The sequence below is a fragment of the Aurantivibrio infirmus genome (assembly GCF_054767315.1).
This window is the reverse complement of the sequence record NZ_BAAFSK010000003.1, coordinates 170,468-196,124: the sequence shown is the minus strand read 5'-3', so window position 1 is coordinate 196,124 and position 25,657 is coordinate 170,468. Positions and strand designations below refer to the sequence as shown.

The window sequence follows — 25,657 nt, the reverse complement described above, 5'->3', positions numbered from 1 at the left end:
CTTATTTCCATCTAGGGTTGTTTTATAGGAATTTCGAATAAGACGTTAGGCGACTTTAACGCCTGAGTTTGCCCCTGATGGCGGATCTTAAAAACTGCCCGGTAAATCCTTTTCCGCTCCTACTAAAGCCCAGTAAAGATCAGGACCCAGCACTACCAGGAGAACGGTATGATCGCGCTACCACTCACCTAGATTTACAAATATGAGCATAATGAGAATTATCAACAATTTCCTGGCCTGTAGCCTTATAGGCTCTTGTGTAAAGAGGCGCTAAACCCTACCATTGCAGCCTTTTTTTGAAATCCTAGACCTTACTTTTTGTCAATGGATCAAGCAGGCATAACATTGGATAAATCCCTATGAAAAGCGCAGAGATTCGCGCTGCGTTTTTGCAGTTCTTCGAACAACATCAACATAGCATTGTCGCTAGTAGCTCATTGGTTCCACAAAACGATCCAACTCTCTTGTTTACTAATGCCGGAATGGTGCAGTTTAAGGATGTTTTTCTTGGCCGAGATCAGCGCCCCTATAGCCGAGCGGCAAGCTCGCAGCGCTGTGTTCGTGCTGGCGGGAAGCACAATGACCTCGAAAATGTAGGCTATACCGCTCGTCATCACACCTTTTTTGAAATGTTAGGGAATTTCAGTTTCGGAGACTATTTCAAAGAAGACGCGATCCGTTTTGCCTGGGAATTCTTAACCGTTACCTTAAAGATACCGGCAGACAAATTGTGGGTAACGGTGCATGTTTCCGATGACGAGGCCGCGGATATTTGGAAAAAGAAAATTGGCATCGACCCCAATCGTTTTTCACGCCTTGATGAAGATAATTTTTGGCAAATGGGCGATACCGGGCCTTGTGGGCCATGTTCGGAAATATTCTACGATCACGGTGAAGATGTGCCTGGCGGTCCTCCCGGTAGTGAAAACGATGATTTAGATCGTTATATCGAGATCTGGAATTTGGTGTTCATGCAATATGAGCGGCAAAGCGATGGCAGTTTGAAGGATTTGCCAAAACCCTCTGTGGATACAGGTATGGGCTTGGAGAGAATTGCTGCCGTGATGCAAGGTGTCCATAGTAATTACGAGATCGATCTGTTCCAGAATCTATTAGCCGCTGTTGCGGGTGTTGTTGGAACCAAAGATTTGGCGAATAAGTCGCTAAGGGTTATCGCGGATCATATTCGCTCTTGTGCATTTTTAATTTCCGATGGGATTGTGCCTTCCAAAGAGGGGCGAGGCTATGTACTCCGCCGTATTATCCGGCGCGCTGTACGACATGGCGATAAGTTAGGGAAAAGAGAACCGTTTTTCTATCAGTTAGTAAAAGCTTTAGCGGCAGAAATGGGCGAGGCTTATCCAGAACTCGTCAAGCAACAATCCCATATCGAAAAAGTGTTGTTAGCGGAAGAAGAGCAATTCGCAAAAACCTTGGAAAAGGGTATGGGCGTGTTAGAAGTCGCGCTGGAGAAGCTAAGCGGAGACACCATTCCAGGTGAAGTGATTTTCACTTTGTACGACACCTATGGATTCCCAACAGATTTAACCAACGATATAGCTCGTGAACGAGGCTTGCAGCTAGATATGCCTGGATACGAGTTGTGTATGGAGGAGCAACGTAAGCGATCGTCAGAAGCGGGCCAATTCGGCGTGGACTATACCCAGCAAACTGAGATTGAGGGCAGTACCAACTTTACGGGATACACCGATCTTTCCGGAGCGGCAAAGATAGTTTCGATCATAGTGGGCGATGAAAGTGTTGCAAGCCTGTGTGCAAGTAGCGGTGAAACGATTAATGCCGCAATTGTTTTAGACAGTACACCGTTTTATGGTGAGTCTGGCGGGCAAGTGGGTGATTTTGGCGTTATTAGCACTGACCATGCGAAATTCGAAGTTCGTGACTGTAAAAAAAGTGGTACTCATCATTTACATGTTGGCGGTTTGTTATCAGGAACCTTGTCCGTTGGCGATACGGTTACCGCAACAGTTGACGCTGAAGTGAGAGAGGCGATAGTTCGTAACCATTCAGCGACCCATTTACTTCATGCCGCACTCAGGCAATTGTTGGGTGAGCATGTGACACAAAAAGGATCGTTAGTAGATTCTGAAAAATTGCGTTTTGATTTTTCACACTTAGAGGCAGTGAGTGAAGAAGAAATTAAAGCCATTGAGCACATGGTTAACCAGAAGATTATTGCAAACACCGAAGTTAAGACAGAACTTTGTGGAATGGAGGAGGCTAAACAAAAGGGTGCGATGGCTTTGTTTGGCGAGAAGTATGGTAGTGAAGTTCGCGTGTTATCCATGGGCGATGGTTTTTCCGTCGAATTGTGTGGCGGCACGCACGCAAAACGTACCGGTGATATCGGCTTGTTTCGTATCGTTTCGGAATCAGGTGTTGCTGCCGGTGTACGTCGTATTGAGGCGATCAGCGGAATCCGGGCGTTAGCTTATTGTGATCAGCAACAGGAACAACTTAATTCAATTAGCCAAATATTAAAATCAAACAAAAGTAAGGTCGTCGAAAAAGTCGACCAATTAGTGAAAGCGCAAAAGAAACTTGAAAAAGAAGTTGAGTTATTGAAATCGAAATTAGCATCATCTTCAGTAGATGATTTAGTTTCGCAAGCGGTGGATGTTGGCGATATTAAAGTATTGGCACTTGTTGTTGATGGCGTCGACCCAAAGGCGCTTCGAGATATGGTAGATCAGCTGAAGAACAAACTTCAGAAGTCGGTGGTATTACTAGCCTCCGTTGCAAATGACAAAATAAGCCTGGTCGCGGGAGTAACCAAAAATGAAACTGCAAAGATTAAAGCCGGCGCGCTGATGCAGCATGTTTGCAAGCAAATAGATGGCAAAGGCGGTGGCCGGCCAGATATGGCACAGGGCGGAGGAAATGATCTTGAAGCTTTGCCAAATGTACTATCGGAAGTTGCTAGTTGGGTTTCAGAGCAAGCCGATTAAAAGTTATTAATGTTAAGTCATAAGATTTTTTACAATTTTTAAGTTGAGTAAATAATGGCGTTATATGTACAAAAATTTGGTGGAACTTCGGTAGGGTCAGCTGAACGGATCGAGGCTGTGGCAGATCGCGTCGCAAAATTTAAGGCCGAAGGGCATGATGTTGTCGTTGTGGTCTCGGCGATGAGTGGAGAAACCAATAGGTTGATTGAGTTAGCAAAGCAAATTCAAGAGCAACCAGAGCCGCGAGAACTCGACGTCTTGGTCTCCACTGGTGAGCAAGTCACTATTGCCTTGTTAGCTATGGCGTTAAGCAAACGCAATTGTGAGGCGAAGTCCTATACAGGACATCAAGTAAAAATATTAACGGATAATTCTTACAACAAAGCGCGTATTCAGCACATAGATGTAGAAGCTATGCAAAGTGATCTCGCAGCCGGAAAAGTTTTAGTTGTTGCTGGATTTCAAGGTGTCGATTGCGATGGGAATATCACAACCTTAGGTCGTGGTGGTTCAGACACAACCGGTGTTGCTTTAGCTGCCGCGTTGAAAGCGGATGAGTGTCAGATATATACCGATGTTGATGGCGTCTATACTACTGATCCTCGTATGGTTCCGAAAGCGAAAAGACTAGAAAAAATTACTTTCGAAGAAATGCTGGAAATGGCCAGCCAAGGTTCAAAAGTTTTGCAAATTCGTTCTGTTGAATTTGCGGGAAAGTATAAAGTACCGTTACGAGTCCTTTCTAGTTTTGGAGAGGGTGAGGGCACATTGATAACATTAGATGAGGAAGATGACTCTATGGAACAACCGCTTGTATCCGGCATAGCGTACAATCGCGATGAAGCAAAAATTACGGTGGTTGGAATTCCTGATTCACCGGGTGTGGCATCGAAAATTGTTGGTCCAATTGCGAATGCTAATATTGAGCTAGATGTAATCGTTCAAAATGCTGCAGCGAACAATACAAACGATTTAACCTTCACATTGCATCGAAATGATTTGCAAAAAGCGACAGCTGTATTGAATGCTGCTATTAAAGAAATTGGCGCGAAGGAAATTATTACCGATGATCAAATTGCGAAAGTTTCTTTAGTTGGTGTAGGTATGCGTTCTCATGCTGGAGTTGCTGCCAAAATGTTTGAAATTCTTGCAAACGACAACATAAATATACAATTGATTACTACGTCGGAGATAAAAATTTCTGTCATTATTGACGAACGCTATCTAGAGTTAGCAGTAAGGAGTTTACACACCGGCTTTGATCTGGATGAAAATTAAGCGATTTCGTTGAAAAAGGTGGATTTTGCCGCCATTTTTTAGCACAATGCGCTGATCTACATAATAATTAACTAAAAGCAGCATAATAAAAAACTTCTAATAACTAAGCTGCTAGATTTTTCTTTTTCCAGGCTGGGCAACACTTAATACGGTTATATCGTATGGGGATTTGTGCAAAATTTGGGATAAGGAAAGGTCATATAACAATGCTTATTACAGTTCGTAGTAAACATTGCACTCACAGGATGAACGAAGGAGAAAGAGATGTTAATTCTAACCCGCCGAATAGGCGAAACCTTGATGGTTGGCGACGAAGTCACTGTCACGGTGTTGGGAGTGAAAGGTAATCAGGTTCGAATAGGTGTTAACGCACCGAAAGAAATAGCAGTGCATCGCGAAGAGATTTACCAACGCATTCAACGAGAAAAACAAGATCAGTCTGGAAATCAGTCTGACTAATAATATTAAGTTATTTATTTTTTAGTCGGTCCGGTGGTTATCTCTCAGCTCAAAATTCATTAGCAAAAGTGATAACCGCCGCCAGATCAAACGCGAACACGGCTATATTATTGTTTCAGTTATCATCCTTTCGGTAGTTTCTTTAAATCCTAAAAGCCTCTTTTTTCCTAAATTATTCCTGCCACCGAGCGAAAAATTTCGCTGATTTACAAAAGATAATTCCTCAGTTTCTGTTGTATTTCGATATGTTATTGTTTGCCTCAGAAAGTCTATGTTTTTGAAATGGTTGTGGTATTATCGCGCCCCTCCTGGAGAGATGGCCGAGTGGCCGAAGGCGCTCCCCTGCTAAGGGAGTATCGGGGAAACCTGATCGAGGGTTCGAATCCCTCTCTCTCCGCCATGTTTAATTAATAAAAAAGGTCGCCACTGCGACCTTTTTTATTTCTAGGAACGATAGGTGATCTAGTCCTTGACGCGAAATTCCCAAGTCACTAGTATACGCGCCTCGCTGTACACACAGTTAAAGCACTCGTAGCTCAGTTGGATAGAGTACCTGGCTACGAACTAGGGGGTCGCAGGTTCGAATCCTGCCGAGTGCGCCAAATAAAACAACCGGCTTTTTGCCGGTTTTTTTGTTTGTGGTATTTGGTAGCTTGAGAAACTGAGCAGGTTCGACAAAAATGCCGGAGCATTTTTGAACGGCGAAGAGAAGCGTAGCCGCCCGAAGGGTAAGTGCCAGGACGGCACGAATTAATCCTTGCCGAGTGCGCCAAATATAAAACAACCGGTTTCTTTGTCCGTTTTTGTTTTTAGATACGGTGAATGCGCTAGATCATGTTGTTGCTCGAATAAATCTCAATAATCAATAAATGTCTTATGCCACAAAAAAAGCCCAACCGTTAGTTGAGCTTTTTTGATAGCTTTAGCTTCAGTTAAGATTTTATGGGATTACGCTTTAAAATAATCTCGATACCAATTCACAAATTTATTGATGCCGAATTCAACGCTGGTGTTTGGTTTGAAGCCAACATCATTTTGCAAAGCGGATACATCAGCACAGGTTGATGGTACATCGCCATCTTGCATAGGCATGAAATTTTTAATCGCTTCTTTGCCAACGGTTTTTTCAATGGCTTCGATAAAATCCATTAGTTTCACTGGGCTGCTATTGCCAATATTGTATACGCGATAGGGGGCATAGCTTGTTGCGGGGTCGGGATCGTTTCCGTTCCAATTTTTATCGGCGCTCGCTGTATTGTCTAAGACCCGAACAACGCCTTCTACGATGTCGTCGATATAGGTGAAATCTCGAATCATATCGCCGTTGTTGTAGATATCGATGGGCGTTTCTTCGAGAATTCCTTTGGTGAATTTAAACAAAGCCATATCGGGCCTGCCCCAAGGGCCATAGACAGTAAAAAAACGCAATCCAGTAGTTGGTAACTCATACAAGCTAGAATAGGCGTGAGCCATTAGCTCGTTGGCTTTTTTGCTCGCGGCGTATAAGGCAATTGGATGATCGACATTATGATGTTCTGAAAAAGGTTGCGCTTTGTTGGCGCCGTACACTGAGCTCGATGAAGCGTAAGCAAGGTGTTTGACTTTGTTGTGGCGGCAGCCTTCTAAAATATTACAGAATCCGACAATATTTGCATCGATATAAGCATGAGGGTTTTCGATTGAGTATCTGACGCCTGCTTGTGCCGCTAAGTTTACGACGCGATCAAATTTTTGTTCTTCGAAAAGCGCTTCGACACCGTCGCGATCAGCAATATCTAACTTAATAAAAGTAAAAGTTTCTGATTCTTCAATTCTTTTGAGGCGAGCAAGTTTTAAATTTACGTCGTAGTAATCGTTAAGGTTGTCAATTCCAACAACTTCGTCACCTCGATCTAATAGGCGTTGGCAGAGGTGGCTACCGATAAAACCGGCGGCGCCGGTAACAAGTACTTTCATTTTAATGTCTCTGCGGAAAATTATTTTTTAAAGTCGCCATAAAGCGAGATCGGAATCATTTGCTGCTTGGCGATCGATAACACCTTTCACATCGAATAGCATGCCCGAGGACGTCAGCATTGCTTTATAGTCGCTCGCGGGTAATTCTCGGTAGCTTTTGTGGGCTGTAGCTATAACCACCGCGTCTAGGTTCTTGAGCTCGTTGTCTTTAACTAAATCCACGTCATATTCATGTTTAGCTTCGCTCGGGTCGGCTAAAGGATCGTGAACGAGGACTTCAAGGCCGTAAGTTTTTAGCTCTTTGATAATGTCTGCGACGCGGGAATTGCGAAGGTCTGGACAATCTTCTTTGAAGGTGAGTCCCAGTACTGCAATCCTCGCTTTTGATACAGCAATATCTCTAAGGAGCATTTGCTTAACAATCTCTCCGACTATATAGCGCCCCATCGAGTCGTTGGTGCGGCGACCAGCCAAAATTACATCGGGATGGTAGCCTACTTTTTGCGCCTTGTGCGTCAAGTAATAGGGGTCTATTCCAATGCAGTGCCCGCCAACAAGGCCGGGGCGAAAGGGCAGGAAATTCCATTTGGTGCCAGCAGCTTCGAGCACGTCTAGAGTATCGATATCCATTCGTTTGAAAATGATCGCCAACTCGTTCATCAGAGCGATGTTTAAGTCCCTTTGGGTGTTTTCGATAACTTTCGCTGCTTCCGCTGCCTTGATGGATGGAGCTTTATGAACGCCCGCTGTAACGACAGAACTATATACTTCGGCAACAATATCTAAGGTTCTCGCATCTTGCCCAGAAACTACTTTGGTTATTTTCGTGAAGGTATGTTCTTTGTCACCTGGGTTAATTCTCTCTGGGGAATAACCGACGGTGAAATCGACACCGCTTTTTAATCCGGATTCAGCTTCCAGGATCGGTACGCAATCTTCTTCAGTGGCGCCGGGGTATACCGTAGACTCAAATACCACGATATCGCCTTTTTTTAGTTGTTTTCCTACCGTTTGAGAGGCGCGAAGCAGGGGGGTGAGATCGGGTTGATTTGAATCTGTTATTGGCGTTGGGACTGCGACAATATGAAAATCAGCTTGCTTTAAGTCAATTGGGTCTGAGGTGAAGCGAATGTTGGTTTTTTTCAGTTCGCTGGTGCTGACTTCCAGAGTGGAGTCGATATGATTTTTGAGCTCTTTGATCCTGGCTTGGTTTACATCAAACCCAATGACTTCATGTGAAAGACCAAATGAAACGGCAACCGGTAAGCCAACGTATCCAAGCCCAATAACTGATATTTTTCTGTCCACAAGTTTCCCTTTAAGATCGGCGATTCAAATTGCGGCGCAGTATGCCATAACCAGTACTCATTGGCGCATCGTTTGTCGATAGATTGTAGCGATTGCCGACCAATCTAACCTGCTGGCATGAAAGTTTGATGTCATTATAACCACTTGATCCCTAATGGATAATTGCTGGAGTGGCTAAAATGGGGTAGCATTCGCACCCACTGCGTTAGGTTAAGGATGACGCGACTGTCAGACGGAATTTGTTGTGGTCCCTTCCGTTAAGTTTCACCACAAGCACACTCTTTGTTTTGTGGAAGAGAGCTATCTAGTCGATTTGGCTAAAAACAAAACGATTGAAAAAGTTTGGGTGCGTTTAGCTCCTTGAAGAGCTATGTCGTCAGAAAAGTGATGACCGTAAACTTAGATTCGTCTCTAATTGTTAATGTGGATTCTGATCACTCTGCCCTTACTTGCTGTTTCTGATGAATAAAAAACCATCAGGCTAGAAAGGCATATTTACGTTTGAATTATCTGTTGATAAGCGGCTAAGAATGTCGATATAGGTGTCGTGAGCTTCATCTAAATATGATAGAATCGCGGGCCTTGGCGTGACCATATGGGCAGCAAATTTGCCCCTTAGATTTAGTAAGTCCATTTGCTTGTTTTGGACAGTGTCGCTCAGAATTTCGATAGTAAATATTTATGTAATCAACCTATTTTATTATTTTCTGAATAGGCGCCAATTGCGTGAATGTGACAGGTAGTTTTGTTAATTAGTTAGTTAGTGGCAACCTGATCCTGAGCAAATTAGTTTGTACGGGGGCAAAATTGCCCAATACGAATCTTAATAAATTGGCTTTTGTAAAGGCCGCTAGTTAGAAACGTAGCGTAAATTGAGAAATTAGGCAAAATTGAAATTTGGTTTTGGAGGTATCTGCATTCTAGATGTTTGCAGGCATTATTCAAATAATCGCTTTTTCTGAGCATGGAAATTGGGGAACATTAGGAGACGACCATCATGACGACGGTTAAAATTTTAAAATATCATTTTCGCGTACCGTTTCTACTGTTAATGATATTTGAGTTTGGTGTTCTATTCGCGAGTAGTTACATCGGTTTGTACTTGAGATTTCGTGAAATTGCATGGAATCCAGTTCATCTTCAGTTTGAACATTTCCCCACCAGTGCTTTTGTCTCTGCAGCCATCCTATTGTTGGGTTGCGTTGCTATGGGCCAATACCAGGCTCAGCGTCCTAATAATAGATTCTTGCTTGCAGGAATTTCCTTTCGTGTTGCGATTAGTTTATTCATCGGCATGCTGGGTTTGATGATTATCTATTATATTTTCCCTTTCTTACTCTTGGGCCGTGGTGTTTTGGCCTATAGCCTCGGTACCAGTTTTGTCGTTCTCTCGATCATTCGTCTGGTGTTTTACAGCACTGTGGATAGTAGTGTGCTGCGTAGACGCGTACTTATTTATGGTGCAGGTGAGCCTGCAGCGGGTTTGATGTGCCAAGAGAAAGGTAGCGAAAATTGCCTGATGCCTTTTAACGGAAGTTACATCATTGAAGGTTTTGTGCCAGCGGATGGGGATGTCATCGCTGTGCCCGAGGATTACTGCGTTAACCCAGAAGACGGCCTGTTAGCGTATTGTGAAGCACATGGCATCGATGAAATTATTGTAGCGATTAAAGATCGCCGAAATACCTTACCTACGGCGGCGCTGTTAGATTGCAAACTTTCGGGAATTGATGTTATCGACTTCATTTCTTTTCACGAAAGAGAGCGTGGAATGTTGCATCTGGATATTTTACAGCCGAGTTGGATTATTTTCTCAGAAGGTTATGGGGCGAGCGGGCTAAGAGCATTTGCGGCGCGTTCTTTTGATGTGATGGCAAGCTTGGTTATTTTGATTGCCACCTCTCCAATTTTGTTGATCACCGCGTTAGCAATTTTCTTGGAAAGCGGATTTAGTGGCCCCATTTTCTATAGACAAAAAAGAGTTGGTTTGAACAATACCGAATTTGATTTGTTGAAATTTAGAAGCATGAGGACTGACGCTGAAAAGGATGGAAAAGCTATTTGGGCGCGTAAAAATGATGACCGGATTACTGTAGTCGGCGCGTTCATTCGAAAGACTCGTATCGATGAGGTGCCGCAGCTACTTAATGTTCTTCGAGGCGATATGAGCGTTGTTGGCCCGAGGCCAGAGCGCCCTGAATTTGTTGAGCAATTGGAAAAAAATATTCGTTATTACCGATTGAGACACCGTGTTAAACCAGGTTTGGCGGGCTGGGCACAAATCAAATACCCCTATGGTGCTAGTGAAAAAGACGCTTATAACAAATTGCAGTACGATTTGTTTTATATCAAAAACCGAACGTTGTTTATGGATATGCTGGTCTTGTTGCAAACAATTGAGGTCGTAGTCCTTGGTAAAGGCGCACGTTGATAATTTTTAGTATTGAGAAATAAACTTATCTGTGGGTAGGAAATTAATAATGGAAAGATTTAAAACAGTTTTTGTGTCAATCGTGGTCTCGTTAGTGATTATGGTTGGTTGCTCTAGTTCACCAAGTTCTCCGGTAGCGACAGGAAGTCAATCGCTACAATCGAGTGGTATGCTGGTTGATCAATATCGCATCGGTGTTGATGATCAAGTTCAAGTAAGCGTTTGGAAAAATCCTGAGTTATCAATCACTGTGCCGGTACGACCGGATGGAAAAATCTCAGTTCCCCTCGTAGGAGAAGTCTTGGCGGGTGGCAGAACTCCTGAAGAAGTTGCTGAAGAAATTACGCAGCGCTTGAACTCCTTTATCAGAGATCCGCAAGTAGCGGTTATTCTAGTGAATCTTCTTAGTCACGAATTTTTGTCTAGAGTGCGAGTTGCAGGGGCGGTTAAGAGTCCAGTTTCTTTGCCTTATCGCCAAGGGATGACTGTCTTAGATGTTGTTTTGGTCGCTGGTGGATTAAATGATTTTGCTTCTGGGAACGGAGCGAAATTGTATAGGCAAACAGACGAAGGTGTTCAAACAATTTCGATTAAGCTTACCGATATTATGAACAAGGGCAAAATGAGTACTAACGTACAGGTATTGCCTGGTGATGTTCTCACTGTTCCAGAGCGAGTGTTTTAAGAAAATATGAATGCAGAAATTCTTGATTTATTAAAATTATTGCGTCGAGAGATCTGGGAAAAGCGACGGGTTTTTGCTGTTGTTTACTTGCTAACGAGTGTGTTGTTTTTGGCTGCCGGCTGGTTTTGGCCTAAAGTTTATGCGTCGTCAAGTACGATTCTGGTAGATCAGCAAAATATTCTTCAGCCTTTGATGCAAGGTACGGCGGTGACTACCGATGTTCAGGATCGTGCTAAGTTAGCGAGGGAAGTGATTTTTAGCCGTAAAGCAATGAGCGAAGTTCTTGAAAAAAGTGGTTGGGACTTAAGCAAATTGACAGACTTGGAGAAAGAACGCGTCATCGCTAATATCGAAGGTGCTTCTCAGATTAATAGCGCAGGACCAAATTTAATACGCATCGCTTTTAGTGATACTGATCCAGAGCATGCATACACAGTCGCGAAGAATTTGACAGAGGTATTTATTGGCCAAAGCCTGTTGGCTAAACAAAAAGAAAGTCGTGAAGCCTACGAGTTTATCAATCGCCAAGTTTTAGAGTATCTTGAAAAATTGCAGGCCGCAGAAAGCGCACTTGAGGAGTTTAACTCAGCAAATTTTGATGCTAGACCGGGGTCAAAGGCTGAAGTTAGTGCAAGGATTTTGGATTTAAGAAACCGAATGGAAGCAACCAAGCTAGAAATCCGAGAGTTAAAAATTCAGCATGAGACTCTCAAAAAACAGCTATCTGGTGAGGCGGCGATTACGGAAAATTTAACTCGTGAAGGACAATATCGAAAACGATTAGCAGGTCTTGAAGAGCAGCTGGCTGATGCAAGATTGCAGTTTTTCGATGCGCACCCGGACATTGTCAAAATTAAGACCCAGATTGCATCGATCGAACAGGCTTTATTAGAAGAACAAAGGCGATCCGAATCGGGATTGGGAGCGGCATCAGGTGTTAGTGGAGCGGCGACCACGAGTTTGTTATATCAAGAGCTGAGAAGCCAATTGTCAAATACGGAAACTCAGCTTGCTTCCTTAAATGCCCGTCTAGAAGAAACGAAAGTTTTACTAAGCAAAGAAGAAGATAGAATTATAAGAATTAATAGCGTTGAAGCTCAGCTAGCTGAGTTAACGCGAGATTATCAAACGAATGAAGGTGTTTATCAGGATTTATCTCGAAATCGCGAATCCGCTAGAATTTCAATGAACATCGATAAAGAAAATCAAGGTTTAACGTTTAAGATCCAAGAGCCTGCTGCATTACCTTTGACTCCTATGGGTATCCGGTTGATGCATTTTATGGCTGCTGGGGTGGTATTCAGTTTCGTTTTTCCAATAGGGTTAATTTTTGCTTTAACTCTAGTTGACCAAAAAGTTCGTTCAACTCGCGTTGTCAGTGAAACTTTGGGCTTGCCAATCTTAGCGTCGGTTTATCACATGAATACGCCTACTGAGTACAATATCCATACTTTTAAAAAGTCAGTTATTCTGTTGGCGATATTGTTAAGTTGGGGGCTATATGCTTATGCCGCCTGGCTGCGTGTTAACAGTTAATCAATGGAATCTCTACTAAATGAGTAAATTAGAAACGGCATTTTCGAAAGCGCTAAAAGAGCAGGCTGCGCAAGGGGCTCAAGGCGATACTGATTCCGAAAATACTAGAAACATTGGCGGCCTTCCTCAAAAAACCGGCGATGATTTAAAAGAGCTGGTATCGGTCCGTAACCAGATTAAGAAAATGACTGACAAGGGTAATTTGTTGTCAGATATTGAGCTGGCTAACAAGCGCCTAGTTTATCCGCGCATGAAAGATAAGGATTTGTTAAATATTTATCGAAACTTGCGAACTAAGTTGTTATCAATTTCTGGTAATCGAAATTTTGTAACCCTTGTCACTTCGGTTGTATCTGGTGGTGGGAGCAGTTTGGTTTCCGCAAATATCGCCGCTACTTTTGCGTTTGATGAGGGCAAAACTGCGCTCTTGATCGAAGGCAATGTGCATTCTCCATCACTGGGCAAATTATTTGAACTAGATCCAAGTTCCTTAGGGCTAATGGAATGTTTGGAGTCTGATGAAATTTCCGTTCGCGATGTGTTGCATGAAACGGGAATTCCACGGTTGCGGTTTATTCCTAGTGGTAAAAGTCGTGAAAACTCCGCGGAGTATTTCACTTCTGACAGAATGAGGGAGGTCGTGAGCGAGGTGAGTGCCAGGTACCCTGAACGCTTTCCGATAATAGATGCTCCGAGCCTTCAGGATTCTGCGGATACTCGAATTCTACTAGATCTTTGTGACCAGGTTGTTCTTGTTGTCCCCTATGGTTTGTGCACACGAGAAGAAATAAAGGAAGCGGCGAATGCAATTGGTGCTAATAAGCTCGCGGGTGTCGTGTTAAATCAATTCTAAGGGAAACTCCTCAACAGTGGACTCACGTAGTTTTAAAAAGGTATTTGTAGCCGGTTTTCTTGTCTTTTCAAGCGTTAGCGCGAACGCGGACAGAGTTGATATTGGTTATAGTTTTTTTTCGAACTATCAGTATTCGGATAATGTTTCACAGTTAGCTGATATCCAAGGACCGGTAAACTTCGAGCCTCCATCGGGTAACGCCTGGGAAAATGGCGTTCGTTTTGATCTGAAAACGGAACAAACAGCAGTAGTCGCCGCATCAATCGACGCTGATTTAAGTCGAACAAAATATAGTGTTAATGAGTCAGGCTTTGATTTGGATGATGACGACACTAAAAATATTAATGCTAGTATTTTAGTCCAGCCGCGTACAAACAATTTTAGATTGTCGATACTAGATTCTTTACAACAGATTAAAGCCGATAGAACAAACGTCCAAGGTGTTAATAATACGAGTGACGTAAATGTCTTTACAGTTTCGCCGTCATATTTTTTTCGGCTGAACGAGCAATCAAGAATAACAACTAAGTATACCTACACTGATTTGAAGGAGGACGTTGAAGATGCTACTCAGTTAGACTCTTCTAATAACTCGTCGTCAACGGAGCTAAGTTATCAGAATAAAATATCCAGATTCGTAGATTGGTCGCTGGTCGCGACCCATGCTACTACTGAATTTGATAGCACTAACCAAGAGTTTGACCAGGATGCGTTATTTTTACGGGTAATTAAAACTGGCACTTTGACAAATTATAGCTTGGATTTCGGTCGACAAAGGGCAATTGACGCAAATGATGATGATGCGTACCAGAATTTAATTGGCTTCTCGTTGGGTCGAAAAATAAATAAGACTAGCGATTTAACCATGTTGTACCGAAAAGGTTTTAGTGAAGCGGTGAATGTCAGCGTAAGCAATAACCTTGTGCAGTTGCAAGCAAACAATCAGTCAGCGTTTGCAAATGGAATAGCGAAAGAAGAACGTTTAGAAATTAAATACGACTATGTGAAGGAAAGCATTGGGGTTCATTTCAGGGTTTTCGGTCAAGATATCGAGTCCGTAGACGAGATCCAAAACATCACATTGGATGACGAAAGAAACTTAGGTGCCCAGTTGGGCTTTGATCGACGTTTCCTTGGCGATAGGCTCGTATTAACGTTGAATTATCAGCACGAAAAAAATGAGTTTCGTATTACCGACCAAGAAAACAGTGTGAATGATATAAGTCTTCGTATTGACAATAATTTATCAAAAAAATGGACGATATCTTTTACGGTTGGATCGAGAAACGCGGAAGGTTCTCAAACTCAAAATGAAATCGAAGAAAAGAAAGCCATATTTGGGCTTGAGTTTTTTCCAAAAGGAAGATGAGTAGGTATTTGATATGTATTTAGAGCATTTTGGGTTTGCCATTGAGCCCTTTGAAATCGCACCAAATGCAGATTTTTTGTATTTAAGTAAGGCGCACAAAAAGGCTTTTACTTATCTCAACTATGCGTTGTGGAACAAAGATACCTTTACTATGTTGACTGGCGACGTAGGTGCCGGTAAAACTATCCTGCTGCAACATTTGTTGCGAACAATGCCGACCACCGCAAAAGTGGTAACCATTTATCAAACACAGTTATCACCTTATGAGTTGCTTTATGTGATTGCTGAGCAGCTAGACTTGGTTGATGGTGAGGAAGTTCCAAAACCAAAATTATTTCAACTTTTGAATGATTATATTCTTAAGTCTGACAAAAATGTCGTTTTGGTGATTGATGAGGCACAGAGTTTCTCGCGAGAAACGCTAGAGGAGCTCAGGTTGTTGGCTGGAATCGATATTTTAAATTCTAAATCAAACATTAATATTATTCTTTGTGGTCAGCCTGAATTAAAACAAATTGTTGAAAGCGGGGCCTTAGAACAGCTGAATCAGAGGATTAAATTAAGGTTCCATTTAACGCATTTGGATTTTGATGAAACCAAGGAATATATAACTTTTCGTGTAAACAAAGCGGGTCAAAAGTTAGAAATTTTTACACTGGATGCGGTTAAGAAGATTTATGACTACACCGAAGGTTTGCCTCGTTTAATTAATATTTTGGCTGATACGGCGCTAACATGTGGATACGCCGATGGTTTTTATGCGATATCATCGAGACAAGTTGATGAGGCGCGGGGTGAATTGGGTTGGAAAACGACACCACCAGCTGCGCAAAAAGACGAAAATTCTAATTACCGTAATAATGTAATTGAAATGCCTAAAGGTGGACCTGTAAACGGAGAAGAAAATCACGATTTCACTAAGCTGCTAGCGCTGGTTGAACATCATTTAGCAGATATCGCGGGTAGCTTACGAACTCTCTCTGCGGACAAGGATAATGTTAAAAAAATAAAATAATGTAGAAGTATCCAAAGGCTAATTTTTGTAAATAGCTAGGTGTTGCCTAATAAAATTTTCACTACTAAATTTACTTTTAGAAAGTTCTAAACTTATTGATCCCATTGTTTGAAGTTTTTCATTGTTTTCTAACAGTTGTTGAATCACTTTCCCTACGGTGTCTATTTGTTCTAGTTTTATCAAGACTCCGTTTTTATCGTTTTCAATTAAATCTGAATTTCCGCCAACATCTGAAGCAACTATTGGTAGGCCCGCTGATAAAGCTTCCAAAATACTTCTTGAAAGCCCTTCCGTACGCGAGACTAAGGTAAACACATCGGCAACTTGCAAAAGCTGTTCTACATCATCGCGTTCCCCCAGAAAAATTATCCGGTCATTAACATTTTCCTCTTTGACTAAATTCTCCAATTTCTGGCATTCGGGACCGTTACCAACAATAACAACTCTAGTATCGGAAGACAGGTTTTTCGCGGCTCTAATTAGAATATCAAATTGTTTGAGTTCGACGAGTCTCCCAACGGAAAAAACTACCTTATGCTGAGCCTCTAAGCCGATACTTTTTCTTAATTGACTGCGATCATTTATTGCTTGAAGTGAGGGTGCGAAATTCGCTATATGAGTGATTGTTCTAGGCGAAAACCTGCCTATATCGTCATAATATTTTTTCATTGGGGTTGAAACCGCTATGAGCTTTGTACCTAGGAAGCTTACTAATTTAAGAGGGTAGATACGTGATTCGCGTTCTTCGATGGTGTACACATCATGCAATGTGCCCACATGTTTGATGCCAGCGAAAAAGCTCGCTAGGCCCATGGCGATAATTGGGCCGTAAAGATGTGAGTGGAGGCAGTCAAGCGAAAGTTTTTTTAAAAACGCTCTAATTGATAATGCATATAGAGGCAATGCGCTCATCTTTTTGTAATGTTGAGTGAAGGGAACGACATGGCTTTCGATATGGTGTTTCTCGGCGTAGTTCTTAATATATTCGTTACCAAAATGTAATAAGACAGGCGTGTTTTTCGATTGCTTTATAAGTGAAGCGAGCTCCAAGACCATCACTTCTGCGCCACCGATGTTTTCGGTATCGATAAAAAGTCCTATTCTCATGTCGGTGATTGTCCTAGTTTTTGCTGTTGTGTGTTTAGCTTATTTCGACAAAGCCATCTTGTAACGCGGCGCTATTATGCAATTGCCGTGATTCACATTCCACAGCCGTTCGTCATATGCTAGATAAAAAATTTCGAAGGAGTGAATGACTTAGGTAAGTGATATTCCGTTGGCATGATGGGAAGTTGACCTTAACGTTGCTTGGTGACAGAAGGTTTATCGATAATCACGGTGGATCGTTTTGTTAGATGATGAGTCATTTGGTTTGGGTAGATGAATAGCCATTTGAGCCGATTCAACAGCGCACACCAAGGTCGCGATTTTACGGAGATATAGTAGAATACGGCAATTCTTGGGCAGTGTGCCCAGCCGATCTAAAAGAGGTAAGCAACTCGTGCCAGCAAGCCATGTAAACGGACCAATTAAACATGCGATGACGGTAGATGTAGAAGACTATTTTCATGTTGCGGCATTCAATAAGGTTATTAAGCCAAGCGAATGGGAGCAATGGCCCTCTCGTGTGGTTGATAACACACAACGCCTTCTAGATTTGTTTGCAAGCCACGGCATTAAATGTACATTTTTTATTCTAGGTTGGGTGGCTGAGCGTAATCCTACTTTAATAAAGGAGATTGCTGCGCAAGGTCATGAGATCGCATCTCACGGATATTCTCATCAATTGGTTTATTCTCAAACGCCGGAAGTTTTCAAAGAGGAAACCCAGCGTTCAAAGCAAATCCTTGAAGACTTGGTGCAGGAGCCTATTATTGGTTATCGAGCGGCGAGCTACTCGATTACAAAAAAATCACTATGGGCTTTGGATATATTATCTGAGCTAGGCTTCACTTGGGATTCAAGCATTTTTCCGGTTTACCATGATAACTATGGGGTCCCTAGCAGTCCGCGTAGCCCTTATCAAATTCAACTAAGTAATAATAATACGCTTACGGAATTTCCGCTCACGACTGCTCAGGTGTTTGGATATTCTGTCCCAGCGGCGGGAGGCGGGTACTTTAGGCAATATCCCTATTTGCTGTCTCATTGGTTACTCAAACGGGCGAGTGAAAATAACCGAAAGCCAGTTATTTTTTATTTACACCCTTGGGAAATAGATCCTCAGCAGCCACGCATCCCAGGCGCGGGGCTTAAATCAAATTTTCGACATTACACCAACTTGTCTCGGTGCCTTCCTCGGTTGGATCAACTACTTAAAGATTTTGATTTTGGGACGGTTAAAGAAAGCCTTGATTCGCTCAACGTCGAGAATAAATTTAGTTTTAGTACTTGTTAAAGTGATAAGAGTGATAAAGCCTGTTAAAAATATCGATGCAAAGATAGCCGCTTACGAAATAGAGCACTCGTTTAAATATAGTGATACTGATCGCATCGCTATAAAAAAAATATCGGATGAAATTGCTGAATTAAAAAAAACAATTAAGTTGGCGAAAGACCAAAAGCAATCGTGTGCCCGATTGTTTAAAGACGCGAAGGATGATCCGGATAAGTTTTCCAGTTTGAAGTTGGAAATGAAAACCTTGTCGAGCACACTTAATCAACTTGAGAGTGTTTATAAAGAAAAGACAAAAATATTTTCAGCTTATTTTGATCGACATGATGATTCTCCGAAAGAATCGTTATTGCCGGCTCAATTTTTGGAAGTGAAAGGCGGCTCCGAAGCGACTGAGGAGAATATTGACGTAGGACTCGTTGAATATTCTGAGAAAACGCAGTGGGACGATTATGTCAACGGAAAGCCGAATGCAAGTATCTATCATTATTATGAATGGAAGTTAGCTATTGAAAAATCATTCGGACACGAGTGCATTTTTTTGGCGGCAAAAATAAATAATAAGATCTGTGGAGTTCTACCGGTAGTTTGGTTAAATAGCCGAATATTTGGTAGCTATGGTATATCGGTACCTTTTTTTAACTATGGCGGCCCTTTGGCTGACAGCAAAATAATTGCTGAAACATTATTAAGAAAGTCATCTGAAATTGCTCGCGATAAAGGGATGAGTCATTTAGAGATACGAACGACTACAGATAAGTATGATTGGCCTTCTCAATCAAAAAAAGTATCAATGATCCTGAAGCTTTCGAAAAGTGAAAGTGAATTGGATGAGGCTATTGGTAGCAAATTACGCGCACAGATAAAACAAGCGCTGCCGAGTATGCCTCAAGTAAGGTTTGGTGGTGCGGAGTTGCTAGACGATTTTTATCGGGTGTTTAGCGAAAATATGCGTGATCTCGGTACTCCGGTATATGGTAAATCATTTTTTTTGAATCTGTTACGCACTTTCAAAGAAGCGGCTACCTTGGTAGTCGTGAAGATAGATGGGCGGCCTGTTGCTTGCGCGTTTTTATTGGGACATAAAGAGCTAATGGAAATTCCATGGGCTTCAACTCTGCGCCGCGTTAACCCAATGAATATAAATATGTGGATGTATAGGCAGATTCTCGGCTTTGCGATCAAAAAGAACTTTGGTTATTTTGATTTTGGTCGTTCCAGTCGAGATTCAGGAACTTATCGCTTTAAAAAGCAGTGGGGTGCGATAGCTGTGGACCATCATTGGTATTATTGGATGCCTGCAGGGGAAGCGTTGCCAAACTTGAGCCCTGATAACCCTAAGTTTAAGTTGGCAATTGCGGTATGGAAGAGACTACCCTTATTTATCGCTAACTTTTTTGGGCCAATGTTGGTCAAGAACTTGCCTTAATTGTTTATAAAAAAGTGTTTATAAAAATATTACTTATCTGGAAAACATAATGTTTACATTTCTGTTTTGGTTGTTAGCTTTCCTGTCCTTGTACAGCTATTTTTTCTACCCACTGTGTTTAAAATTGCTGGTGTGGTTGAGAGAGAGAAGTGGAGAGCTGCAAGATGAATCTCAAAAAAACGCGCCAACATCGCTGACGCTGATAATTACTGCCTACAATGAAGAAGAGCGAATTGCAGAGAAACTAGAGAACACACTTGAGTTGGATTTCAACTCTGGCTCACTTGAAATAATTGTTGCTTCTGATTGTTCATCTGATAGAACTGATGAGATTGTTAAACAATTTGAAGATCGTGGCGTTCGCTTGGTTCGAGCACAAGAGCGCTTAGGTAAAGAAAATGCTCAGCTAACCGCTATTCGAGAATCAAATGGTGATGTCATCGTTTTCTCCGATACAGCGACTAAAATACCGGAAGATGGCTTGACTAAGCTCGTGGAATATTTTGCTGACCCCAAGATTGGCGCTGTATCCAGTGAGGATCGCTTCGTAAGTCAATCTGGGGAAGTCGCGGGCGAAGGCGCTTATGTAAAATACGAAATGTGGTTGCGGGGGGAAGAGTCGAAGCTTGCGGGTTTGATAGGTTTAAGCGGCTCGTTTTTCGCGGCGAGGCGAGAGGTCTGTGCTGAATGGGATATACATTCGCCAAGCGATTTTAACACTGCGCTAAATTGCGCCCGCTTAGGTTTAGTGGCGGTGACAGCGCCCGATGTTTTAGGTTTTTATCAGGATTTGAAAGATCCTGCTAAGGAATATCAGCGTAAAATCAGAACCGTTATTCGTGGGATTACCGCTTTATCTAGACACGCAGAGGTCCTTAATCCTTTTACTTTCGGCGTGTTTTCATTTCAAGTTATTAGCCATAAGCTGATGCGTTGGCTAGTCCCTTGGTTTTTGATTGCTCTGTTTTTGACAACAGCAATTGTCGCAAATCAAGGTTCGATTTACGCGTTAGCATTAATCGCTCAGATCGGGTTTTATATAGTTGCGATTGCTGCTCATTACAACCATAAGCTCCAAAATAATAGTGTGGTTAAGATTATTTATTTTTTCGTGCAGGTTAATATCGCGTTGTTTGATGCAAGTTGCCGATATTTAGCAGGCACTAGAATGACAACCTGGACTCCTTCAGCCAGATGAATTTTTCTATGCTACCTCCCGTGGGTAATAGAATTGCTTTGTTTGGAGAAGGGGTTCTGCCGAAGTTCTCTTCGTATTCACCTGTTTGGCTCGATTCCGGAACATCGGCTTTGGCCTTAGCGCTTATATTAATTCGAGAGAGAAGCAAGGATATTTCGAATCCACAAGTTTTGGTCCCTGCTTACGGTTGTCCAGATTTAATTGCGGCGGCGACTTATGCGAAGGTACAGCCAGTCTTAGTCGATATTTGCCCTGACGATCCGTGTTTTAATCTCGAAGACCTTCAATCCAAAATTACTCATCAAACCGTAGCGGTGTTGGCTGTTAATTTCCTTGGCATTAGAGAAAGGCTTAACGAAATTAGAGCGATGTTGCCTAGCTATACGTATTTGTTAGAAGACAATGCGCAGTGGTATCCAGAACCAAACGAGCAATGCCTGTATGGCGATTTTGTCATTACTTCCTTTGGACGAGGTAAACCCGCGAGTATTCTTGGTGGTGGGCTTCTCTTGATAAAAAACGATTTGAACTGTCAAGAAACAGATTACTCAGAGTATGTCGAAGCAAATAAAGATGAGGGTTTTAATACTCCGATTAGTATGATTTTTAAAGTGCTGATCTACAATACATTATTGATCCCATTTATATATTATTGGTTGCTTAAAATTCCCTTTCTTCACATTGGCGCGACAGTGTTCAAGCCGTTGAGTAAGATTACGAAAATGCCTAGTTGGCGGAAGAGGCTATTGGGAATAAATCTACGTCGATATTTTCAGTTTAGTAGTAACGATGTGACGGAACAATACGAAAAATTATTCTCCTCTGCGCCCGATTTCGACATTATCGCTGGTGATATGGATGGGCGAAATGTTAAAAAGCTCAGGTACCCCATATTATGTCGTGACGGTAAGTCACGTGATATCTTTTTCGAAAAGTTTCAGGAATTAGGTTTGGGAGTAACCAAAATGTATCAAGTACCTCTTTTAGAGATCGAAGGCGTGAAAGAGGTCGCAGTCGCTAGCCAAAGCTATGTTAACGCCGCTACTTTCGCACAGCGCCTGATTACCTTTCCTGTGCATACCGGTGTGAGCATTCGGTACATAAATAGACTTTCTAAATTTATTGAAAAATTCAATAAATAGTGTTCTTTAAAAAAGTTTGATTTGGATTGTGAATTAATGGATGCATTTTTATTTGGAGATTCTTCTTCGCCATTGTGGGGAGTTTACCATCCCGCCAGCTTCAGCGTAGACAAATTTGAAGGCGTGGTGTTGTGTTATCCCTTCGGGCAAGAGTACATGCGTTCTCATCGGGCGATTCGCCAATTGGCGTCAATGTTGGCTCAAAAGGGCTTCCATGTTTTGCGTTTTGATTATCACGGTACTGGCGATTCAGCATTGGATTTGAATCAAGTGACACCCAAAGATTGGCAAGCCAATATACACTTCGCAATTGATGAGCTGAAGGATTTGGCCGGCGTAGAAAGGGTTAGTTTAATTGGTTTGCGACTTGGCGCCTTATTAGCAGCCTCTGTTGCTGGCGAGCGAAAAGATATAAGTCGTCTAGTTGTTTGGGATCCCATCATTTCAGGTGAATCGTATCTAGACGAACTAAAGGCGTCGATTGCTGAAGCGAGAGATTCTGAATCGGCATCGAATTATATTGATGCTGATACTACGATTCACTTTAACGGTTTTTCTATGTCAGCGAACTACCAGAAAAATTTGACTGAGATTGATTTACTTAACGAAAATATTCCTGAATGTCGAGTGCTCGAAATTGTCTCACATGAGAGTCTTAATTCCGATTTGTTAAAAAAGTATTGGGAAGTCAATACAAAATTTAGTTTTCAAAATATCCCGTCCCCCAATGACTGGAACTATGTTGATAATATCGGCGGGATATTATTGCCGCAAGATATCCTGAATGCAGTTTGTGAATGGATTTAGACATGCGAGAAAGTATTGTTAAAATTGGATTGCCTTCGCCTCTTTTGGGGGTATTAACTGAACCTCAAAAATTAGAGAAAAGCGATATTGCGGTCTTGCTTTTGAATTCCGGCGTTATGCATAAAGTTGGGACTTGCCGTTTGTCCGTAACCCTCGCTAGAAATATATCTCAGAATTTAGGATTACAATGCCTTCGTTTTGACTTTTCCGGCATAGGAGACAGTGAAGCTCGAAGTAGCAAAGGAGTAGACTTTGATAACATTGTTGTTCAGGAAGTTATTGAAGTTATGGATTACATGCAGAAAAATCGAAATATTGAAAAGTTCATTCTTTTTGGCTTGTGTGCGGGCGGACATACAGCTTGCAAAGCCGCCGAGATCGATAATCGCATAATGGCAATCGCACAAATCGACGGATACTGCTTCCCCACCATAAAAAGCTTCGCGTTGTATTATTTTTCCCGGTTCACCAATCTCTCCGCTTGGAAAGTTCGCTTAACTAAATGGCTGGGAATTCGGAACGCGCTTGACTCGAAGGCGTATTCAGATGTTGAAAACTCTGATTTTGAAGTGCCGGATTACGCAGAATATCCAGCGAAATCCGAAGTCACTAAGCAATTGAAAAAAATAATGCTATCGAATGTAAAAATGCTTTGTGCTTTTGTCGGTAAGGAGCCTTATTACCGGTATCGAAATCAATATCGTGATTGCTTTAATGAGGTGAATTTTGCAGATAATCTTGAGATTGTATATTTGCCAGATGCTTCCCATATTATTACGGAGCCCGAACAACAAACGAAAATAGTGTCGAAAATTACTACTTGGATCTCGAAGTTAGCTTAGTCTCTGGTTGGCTAAAAACAGAGATTTTTTATTAGCTCAAAAAGTGTGAGCGATTCGTTACTTTTTGTATGATCGTCCACACAAAAAAATGACATAAAAAATTACTTGCTAATAAAGTGTAGCTACAAATATTGCGTTTGAGAGTGAATTATCCGCGATGTGACGGAGAACACGAATTTAAAAAGCGGAATACCAAATGCCCTGATAAAATGTCTATAAATGAGTTCTTTTAGATCTTGTGATAAAACTTAGAATCAACAAGACGACTTTAGAGAGTGGAATGAAAGATAGAAACTTACTGCTTTTAGATAAAAACCGTTATCTACGTATCAGCGCTATCGCTACGGGTCTGACGCTTCTATTAACAGGCTGTGGTGGTGGTGAAGAAAGCGATTCTGATTCCGCGGCGCAAACTCCCTCCGCGTCATTGGTATCCGGCCCGCAGCCAGTAGCGGTTAACCCATTACCGAATACCTCAAATGCGACTGGGTTCGCTGTCTATATAGCCGATGAATCTACTAATGATGAGTTTGAGATTTTTTCATATGACCCTCTGTCAAATTCCACCGTTAAAATAAATCCCGCATTAGGCTCTTGTGACGGAATAACAGGTGTTACTTGGACGCCAGCCTTAAATCAATTGGTGTATACGGGTCAATATAACAATTCTGGCGCAAACGAAATTTTTTTGGTGAACCCTGATGGAACCGGCCGAATTAAGCTCAGCGGAACGATGACCAGTGGTGGGAATGTCGTCACTTTTTTGGTTTCGCCAGATAATTCCAGGCTGGCCTATATTGCGGATCAAGACTCAAATGGAGTCAATGAAGTATATAGTGTCAATTTAAATGGGACGGGGCGGGTAAAGCTTAATCCAGCTCTAGTTTCTGGTGGAAATGTTACTTCAATATCCTGGGCACCCGATGGTTCACGTTTAGTTTACCGTGCTGATCAAGAAGTGAACGACAAATTCGAAATTTACAGCGTGATTCCAAACGGGACTGGTTTGGTTAAGCTAAATAATTCGATACAAAATAGTGGTGACGTTCTCCGTTGGGAATGGAAAGGAGCGAACTCGAAAATTGTTTATCAGGTTGATCAAAATTTAGACGAAATTTACGAGCTTTACAGCGTTGATGCTGATGGAACTAACAACATTAAGTTAAATCCTGAATTACCCTCGGGCGCATATGTCAGGCAAGAGTGGTCAGTATCCAGTGATGGACGCAGAGTTGTATATGAAGCAGATCTCGAGTCAAACAACGTAGAGCTATTTAGTGTCCTAACGGATGGTAGTGGCCATGTTAAGTTGAACAGCACCTTGCCATTTGGTGGTCAAATTACGGAGTGGTTATGGGCGCCGGATGGATCGAGAATTGTTTATATCGCAGATCAAAATACGTCAGGGATATTTGACCTCTATAGTGTATTACCAGATGGAAATAACAGGATGGTGCTGAATTCCCCCTTAGCTGCAGGAGGAAGCTTTCAGTCAGTGCAATGGACACCTAATAGTTCTCGCGTAGTTTATTCGGCTGAGCAAGAAGTCGTTGGGATTAATGAGTTATACAGTGTGAATCCTGACGGAACAGGTTTTTCAAAATTGAACAATCAATTTGTAATGGGTGGTAGTTTGGCGAGTTCTGGTGGATGGAAAATATCACCTGATAGCCAACAAGTTGCCTATCTCGCTGATGAAAATACCTCCAACGTATTTGAGCTTTTTACCGTTCCAACAGATGGTTCTAGTGGAGCAGTAAAGGTGAATTCACCACTCGTTTCTGGAGGTGATGTTTTTGAATTCGATTGGTCTCAAAATAGCGCCCAATTGGTTTATTCAGCGGATCAAGAATTAAATGGTGTGACTGAATTGTATGTTGTGGTGGATGATGGGACTAGCCCGGCAAATAAATTGAATGGAGCTTTGAGCAACGGAAGAAATGTTACTGAATTCGCCTGGGCAAATTCGATACCTTAATCCTTTA

At 42.1% G+C, this 25,657-nt stretch carries 19 protein-coding genes and 2 tRNA genes; 18 read left to right on the top strand and 3 right to left on the bottom strand.

Features of this window, described 5'->3' with window-relative positions:
* The first annotated feature begins 359 nt into the window (after nt 1–359).
* The 5 genes from alaS to ACYUCY_RS07640 all read left to right on the top strand — a co-directional run bounded on the left by alaS (nt 360) and on the right by ACYUCY_RS07640 (nt 5,308).
* Nucleotides 360–2,969: an alanine--tRNA ligase gene (gene alaS, locus ACYUCY_RS07660; protein WP_460225879.1), complete on the top strand. Its 2,610-nt coding sequence runs from the start codon at nt 360–362 to the stop codon at nt 2,967–2,969.
* A 54-nt stretch (nt 2,970–3,023) separates the two neighbouring features.
* Complete coding sequence (locus tag ACYUCY_RS07655) at nt 3,024–4,247, top strand: aspartate kinase (protein WP_460225878.1); 1,224 nt, start codon at nt 3,024–3,026, stop codon at nt 4,245–4,247.
* A gap of 264 nt (nt 4,248–4,511) precedes the next feature.
* Nucleotides 4,512–4,706 (top strand): carbon storage regulator CsrA, encoded by a 195-nt coding sequence (gene csrA, locus ACYUCY_RS07650; protein WP_460225877.1) that lies wholly within the window; start codon nt 4,512–4,514, stop codon nt 4,704–4,706.
* A 310-nt stretch (nt 4,707–5,016) separates the two neighbouring features.
* Nucleotides 5,017–5,106, top strand: a tRNA-Ser gene (locus tag ACYUCY_RS07645).
* Between the two features lie 125 nt (nt 5,107–5,231).
* Nucleotides 5,232–5,308 (top strand) — tRNA-Arg (locus tag ACYUCY_RS07640).
* Between the two features lie 346 nt (nt 5,309–5,654).
* On the opposite strand, the gene ACYUCY_RS07635 is transcribed toward ACYUCY_RS07640, so the two are convergent.
* Nucleotides 5,655–6,662, bottom strand: a complete 1,008-nt coding sequence (locus ACYUCY_RS07635; RefSeq protein ID WP_460225876.1) for an NAD-dependent epimerase — start codon at nt 6,660–6,662, stop codon at nt 5,655–5,657.
* Between the two features lie 27 nt (nt 6,663–6,689).
* Nucleotides 6,690–7,970 carry a nucleotide sugar dehydrogenase gene (locus ACYUCY_RS07630; protein ID WP_460225875.1) on the bottom strand — a complete coding sequence of 427 codons (1,281 nt, stop codon included), beginning with the start codon at nt 7,968–7,970 and terminating at the stop codon, nt 6,690–6,692.
* Between the two features lie 997 nt (nt 7,971–8,967).
* On the opposite strand from ACYUCY_RS07630, the gene ACYUCY_RS07625 reads away from it, so the two are divergent.
* From ACYUCY_RS07625 to ACYUCY_RS07600, 6 genes are read left to right on the top strand one after another with little or no spacing between them, the layout of a single operon-like run.
* A complete protein-coding gene (locus tag ACYUCY_RS07625; protein WP_460225874.1) occupies nt 8,968–10,401 on the top strand; it encodes a TIGR03013 family XrtA/PEP-CTERM system glycosyltransferase in 1,434 nt (477 codons plus the stop codon).
* 49 nt (nt 10,402–10,450) lie between these two features.
* A complete protein-coding gene (locus tag ACYUCY_RS07620; RefSeq protein WP_460225873.1) occupies nt 10,451–11,086 on the top strand; it encodes an XrtA/PEP-CTERM system exopolysaccharide export protein in 636 nt (211 codons plus the stop codon).
* Nucleotides 11,087–11,092: 6 nt separating this feature from the next.
* Nucleotides 11,093–12,622 carry an XrtA system polysaccharide chain length determinant gene (locus ACYUCY_RS07615; protein ID WP_460225872.1) on the top strand — a complete coding sequence of 510 codons (1,530 nt, stop codon included), beginning with the start codon at nt 11,093–11,095 and terminating at the stop codon, nt 12,620–12,622.
* A gap of 19 nt (nt 12,623–12,641) precedes the next feature.
* Nucleotides 12,642–13,475 (top strand): CpsD/CapB family tyrosine-protein kinase, encoded by an 834-nt coding sequence (locus tag ACYUCY_RS07610; protein WP_460225871.1) that lies wholly within the window; start codon nt 12,642–12,644, stop codon nt 13,473–13,475.
* A gap of 16 nt (nt 13,476–13,491) precedes the next feature.
* Nucleotides 13,492–14,844 (top strand): porin family protein, encoded by a 1,353-nt coding sequence (locus tag ACYUCY_RS07605; protein WP_460225870.1) that lies wholly within the window; start codon nt 13,492–13,494, stop codon nt 14,842–14,844.
* 13 nt (nt 14,845–14,857) lie between these two features.
* On the top strand, nt 14,858–15,859 hold the full coding sequence (locus ACYUCY_RS07600; protein ID WP_460225869.1) for an ExeA family protein: 1,002 nt from the start codon (nt 14,858–14,860) through the stop codon (nt 15,857–15,859).
* Between the two features lie 18 nt (nt 15,860–15,877).
* Here ACYUCY_RS07600 and ACYUCY_RS07595 read toward each other — a convergent pair whose 3' ends face one another.
* Nucleotides 15,878–16,966 (bottom strand): glycosyltransferase family 4 protein, encoded by a 1,089-nt coding sequence (locus ACYUCY_RS07595; RefSeq protein WP_460225868.1) that lies wholly within the window; start codon nt 16,964–16,966, stop codon nt 15,878–15,880.
* A gap of 394 nt (nt 16,967–17,360) precedes the next feature.
* Between ACYUCY_RS07595 and ACYUCY_RS07590 the strand changes: the two genes are divergently transcribed.
* From ACYUCY_RS07590 to ACYUCY_RS07560, 7 genes are all read left to right on the top strand, one after another.
* Nucleotides 17,361–18,257: an XrtA system polysaccharide deacetylase gene (locus tag ACYUCY_RS07590; RefSeq protein WP_460225867.1), complete on the top strand. Its 897-nt coding sequence runs from the start codon at nt 17,361–17,363 to the stop codon at nt 18,255–18,257.
* 10 nt (nt 18,258–18,267) lie between these two features.
* Nucleotides 18,268–19,683, top strand: coding sequence for a FemAB family XrtA/PEP-CTERM system-associated protein (locus ACYUCY_RS07585; protein ID WP_460225866.1), 1,416 nt, complete (start codon nt 18,268–18,270; stop codon nt 19,681–19,683).
* 49 nt (nt 19,684–19,732) lie between these two features.
* A complete protein-coding gene (locus tag ACYUCY_RS07580; RefSeq protein ID WP_460225865.1) occupies nt 19,733–20,881 on the top strand; it encodes a glycosyltransferase family 2 protein in 1,149 nt (382 codons plus the stop codon).
* Entirely contained in the window at nt 20,878–22,023 is a 1,146-nt protein-coding gene (locus ACYUCY_RS07575; protein WP_460225864.1) for a DegT/DnrJ/EryC1/StrS family aminotransferase, read from the top strand. Before ACYUCY_RS07580 ends, ACYUCY_RS07575 begins: the two co-directional genes overlap by 4 nt.
* Before the next feature lie 36 nt (nt 22,024–22,059).
* The gene (locus ACYUCY_RS07570; RefSeq protein ID WP_460225863.1) at nt 22,060–22,830 is read left to right on the top strand and encodes a serine aminopeptidase domain-containing protein; all 771 of its coding nucleotides are present in this window, start codon (nt 22,060–22,062) and stop codon (nt 22,828–22,830) included.
* The gene (locus ACYUCY_RS07565) at nt 22,821–23,672 is read left to right on the top strand and encodes an alpha/beta fold hydrolase (RefSeq protein ID WP_460225862.1); all 852 of its coding nucleotides are present in this window, start codon (nt 22,821–22,823) and stop codon (nt 23,670–23,672) included. Before ACYUCY_RS07570 ends, ACYUCY_RS07565 begins: the two co-directional genes overlap by 10 nt.
* A 280-nt stretch (nt 23,673–23,952) precedes the next feature.
* Entirely contained in the window at nt 23,953–25,650 is a 1,698-nt protein-coding gene (locus ACYUCY_RS07560) for a hypothetical protein (protein WP_460225861.1), read from the top strand.
* The last annotated feature ends 7 nt before the right edge of the window (nt 25,651–25,657 follow it).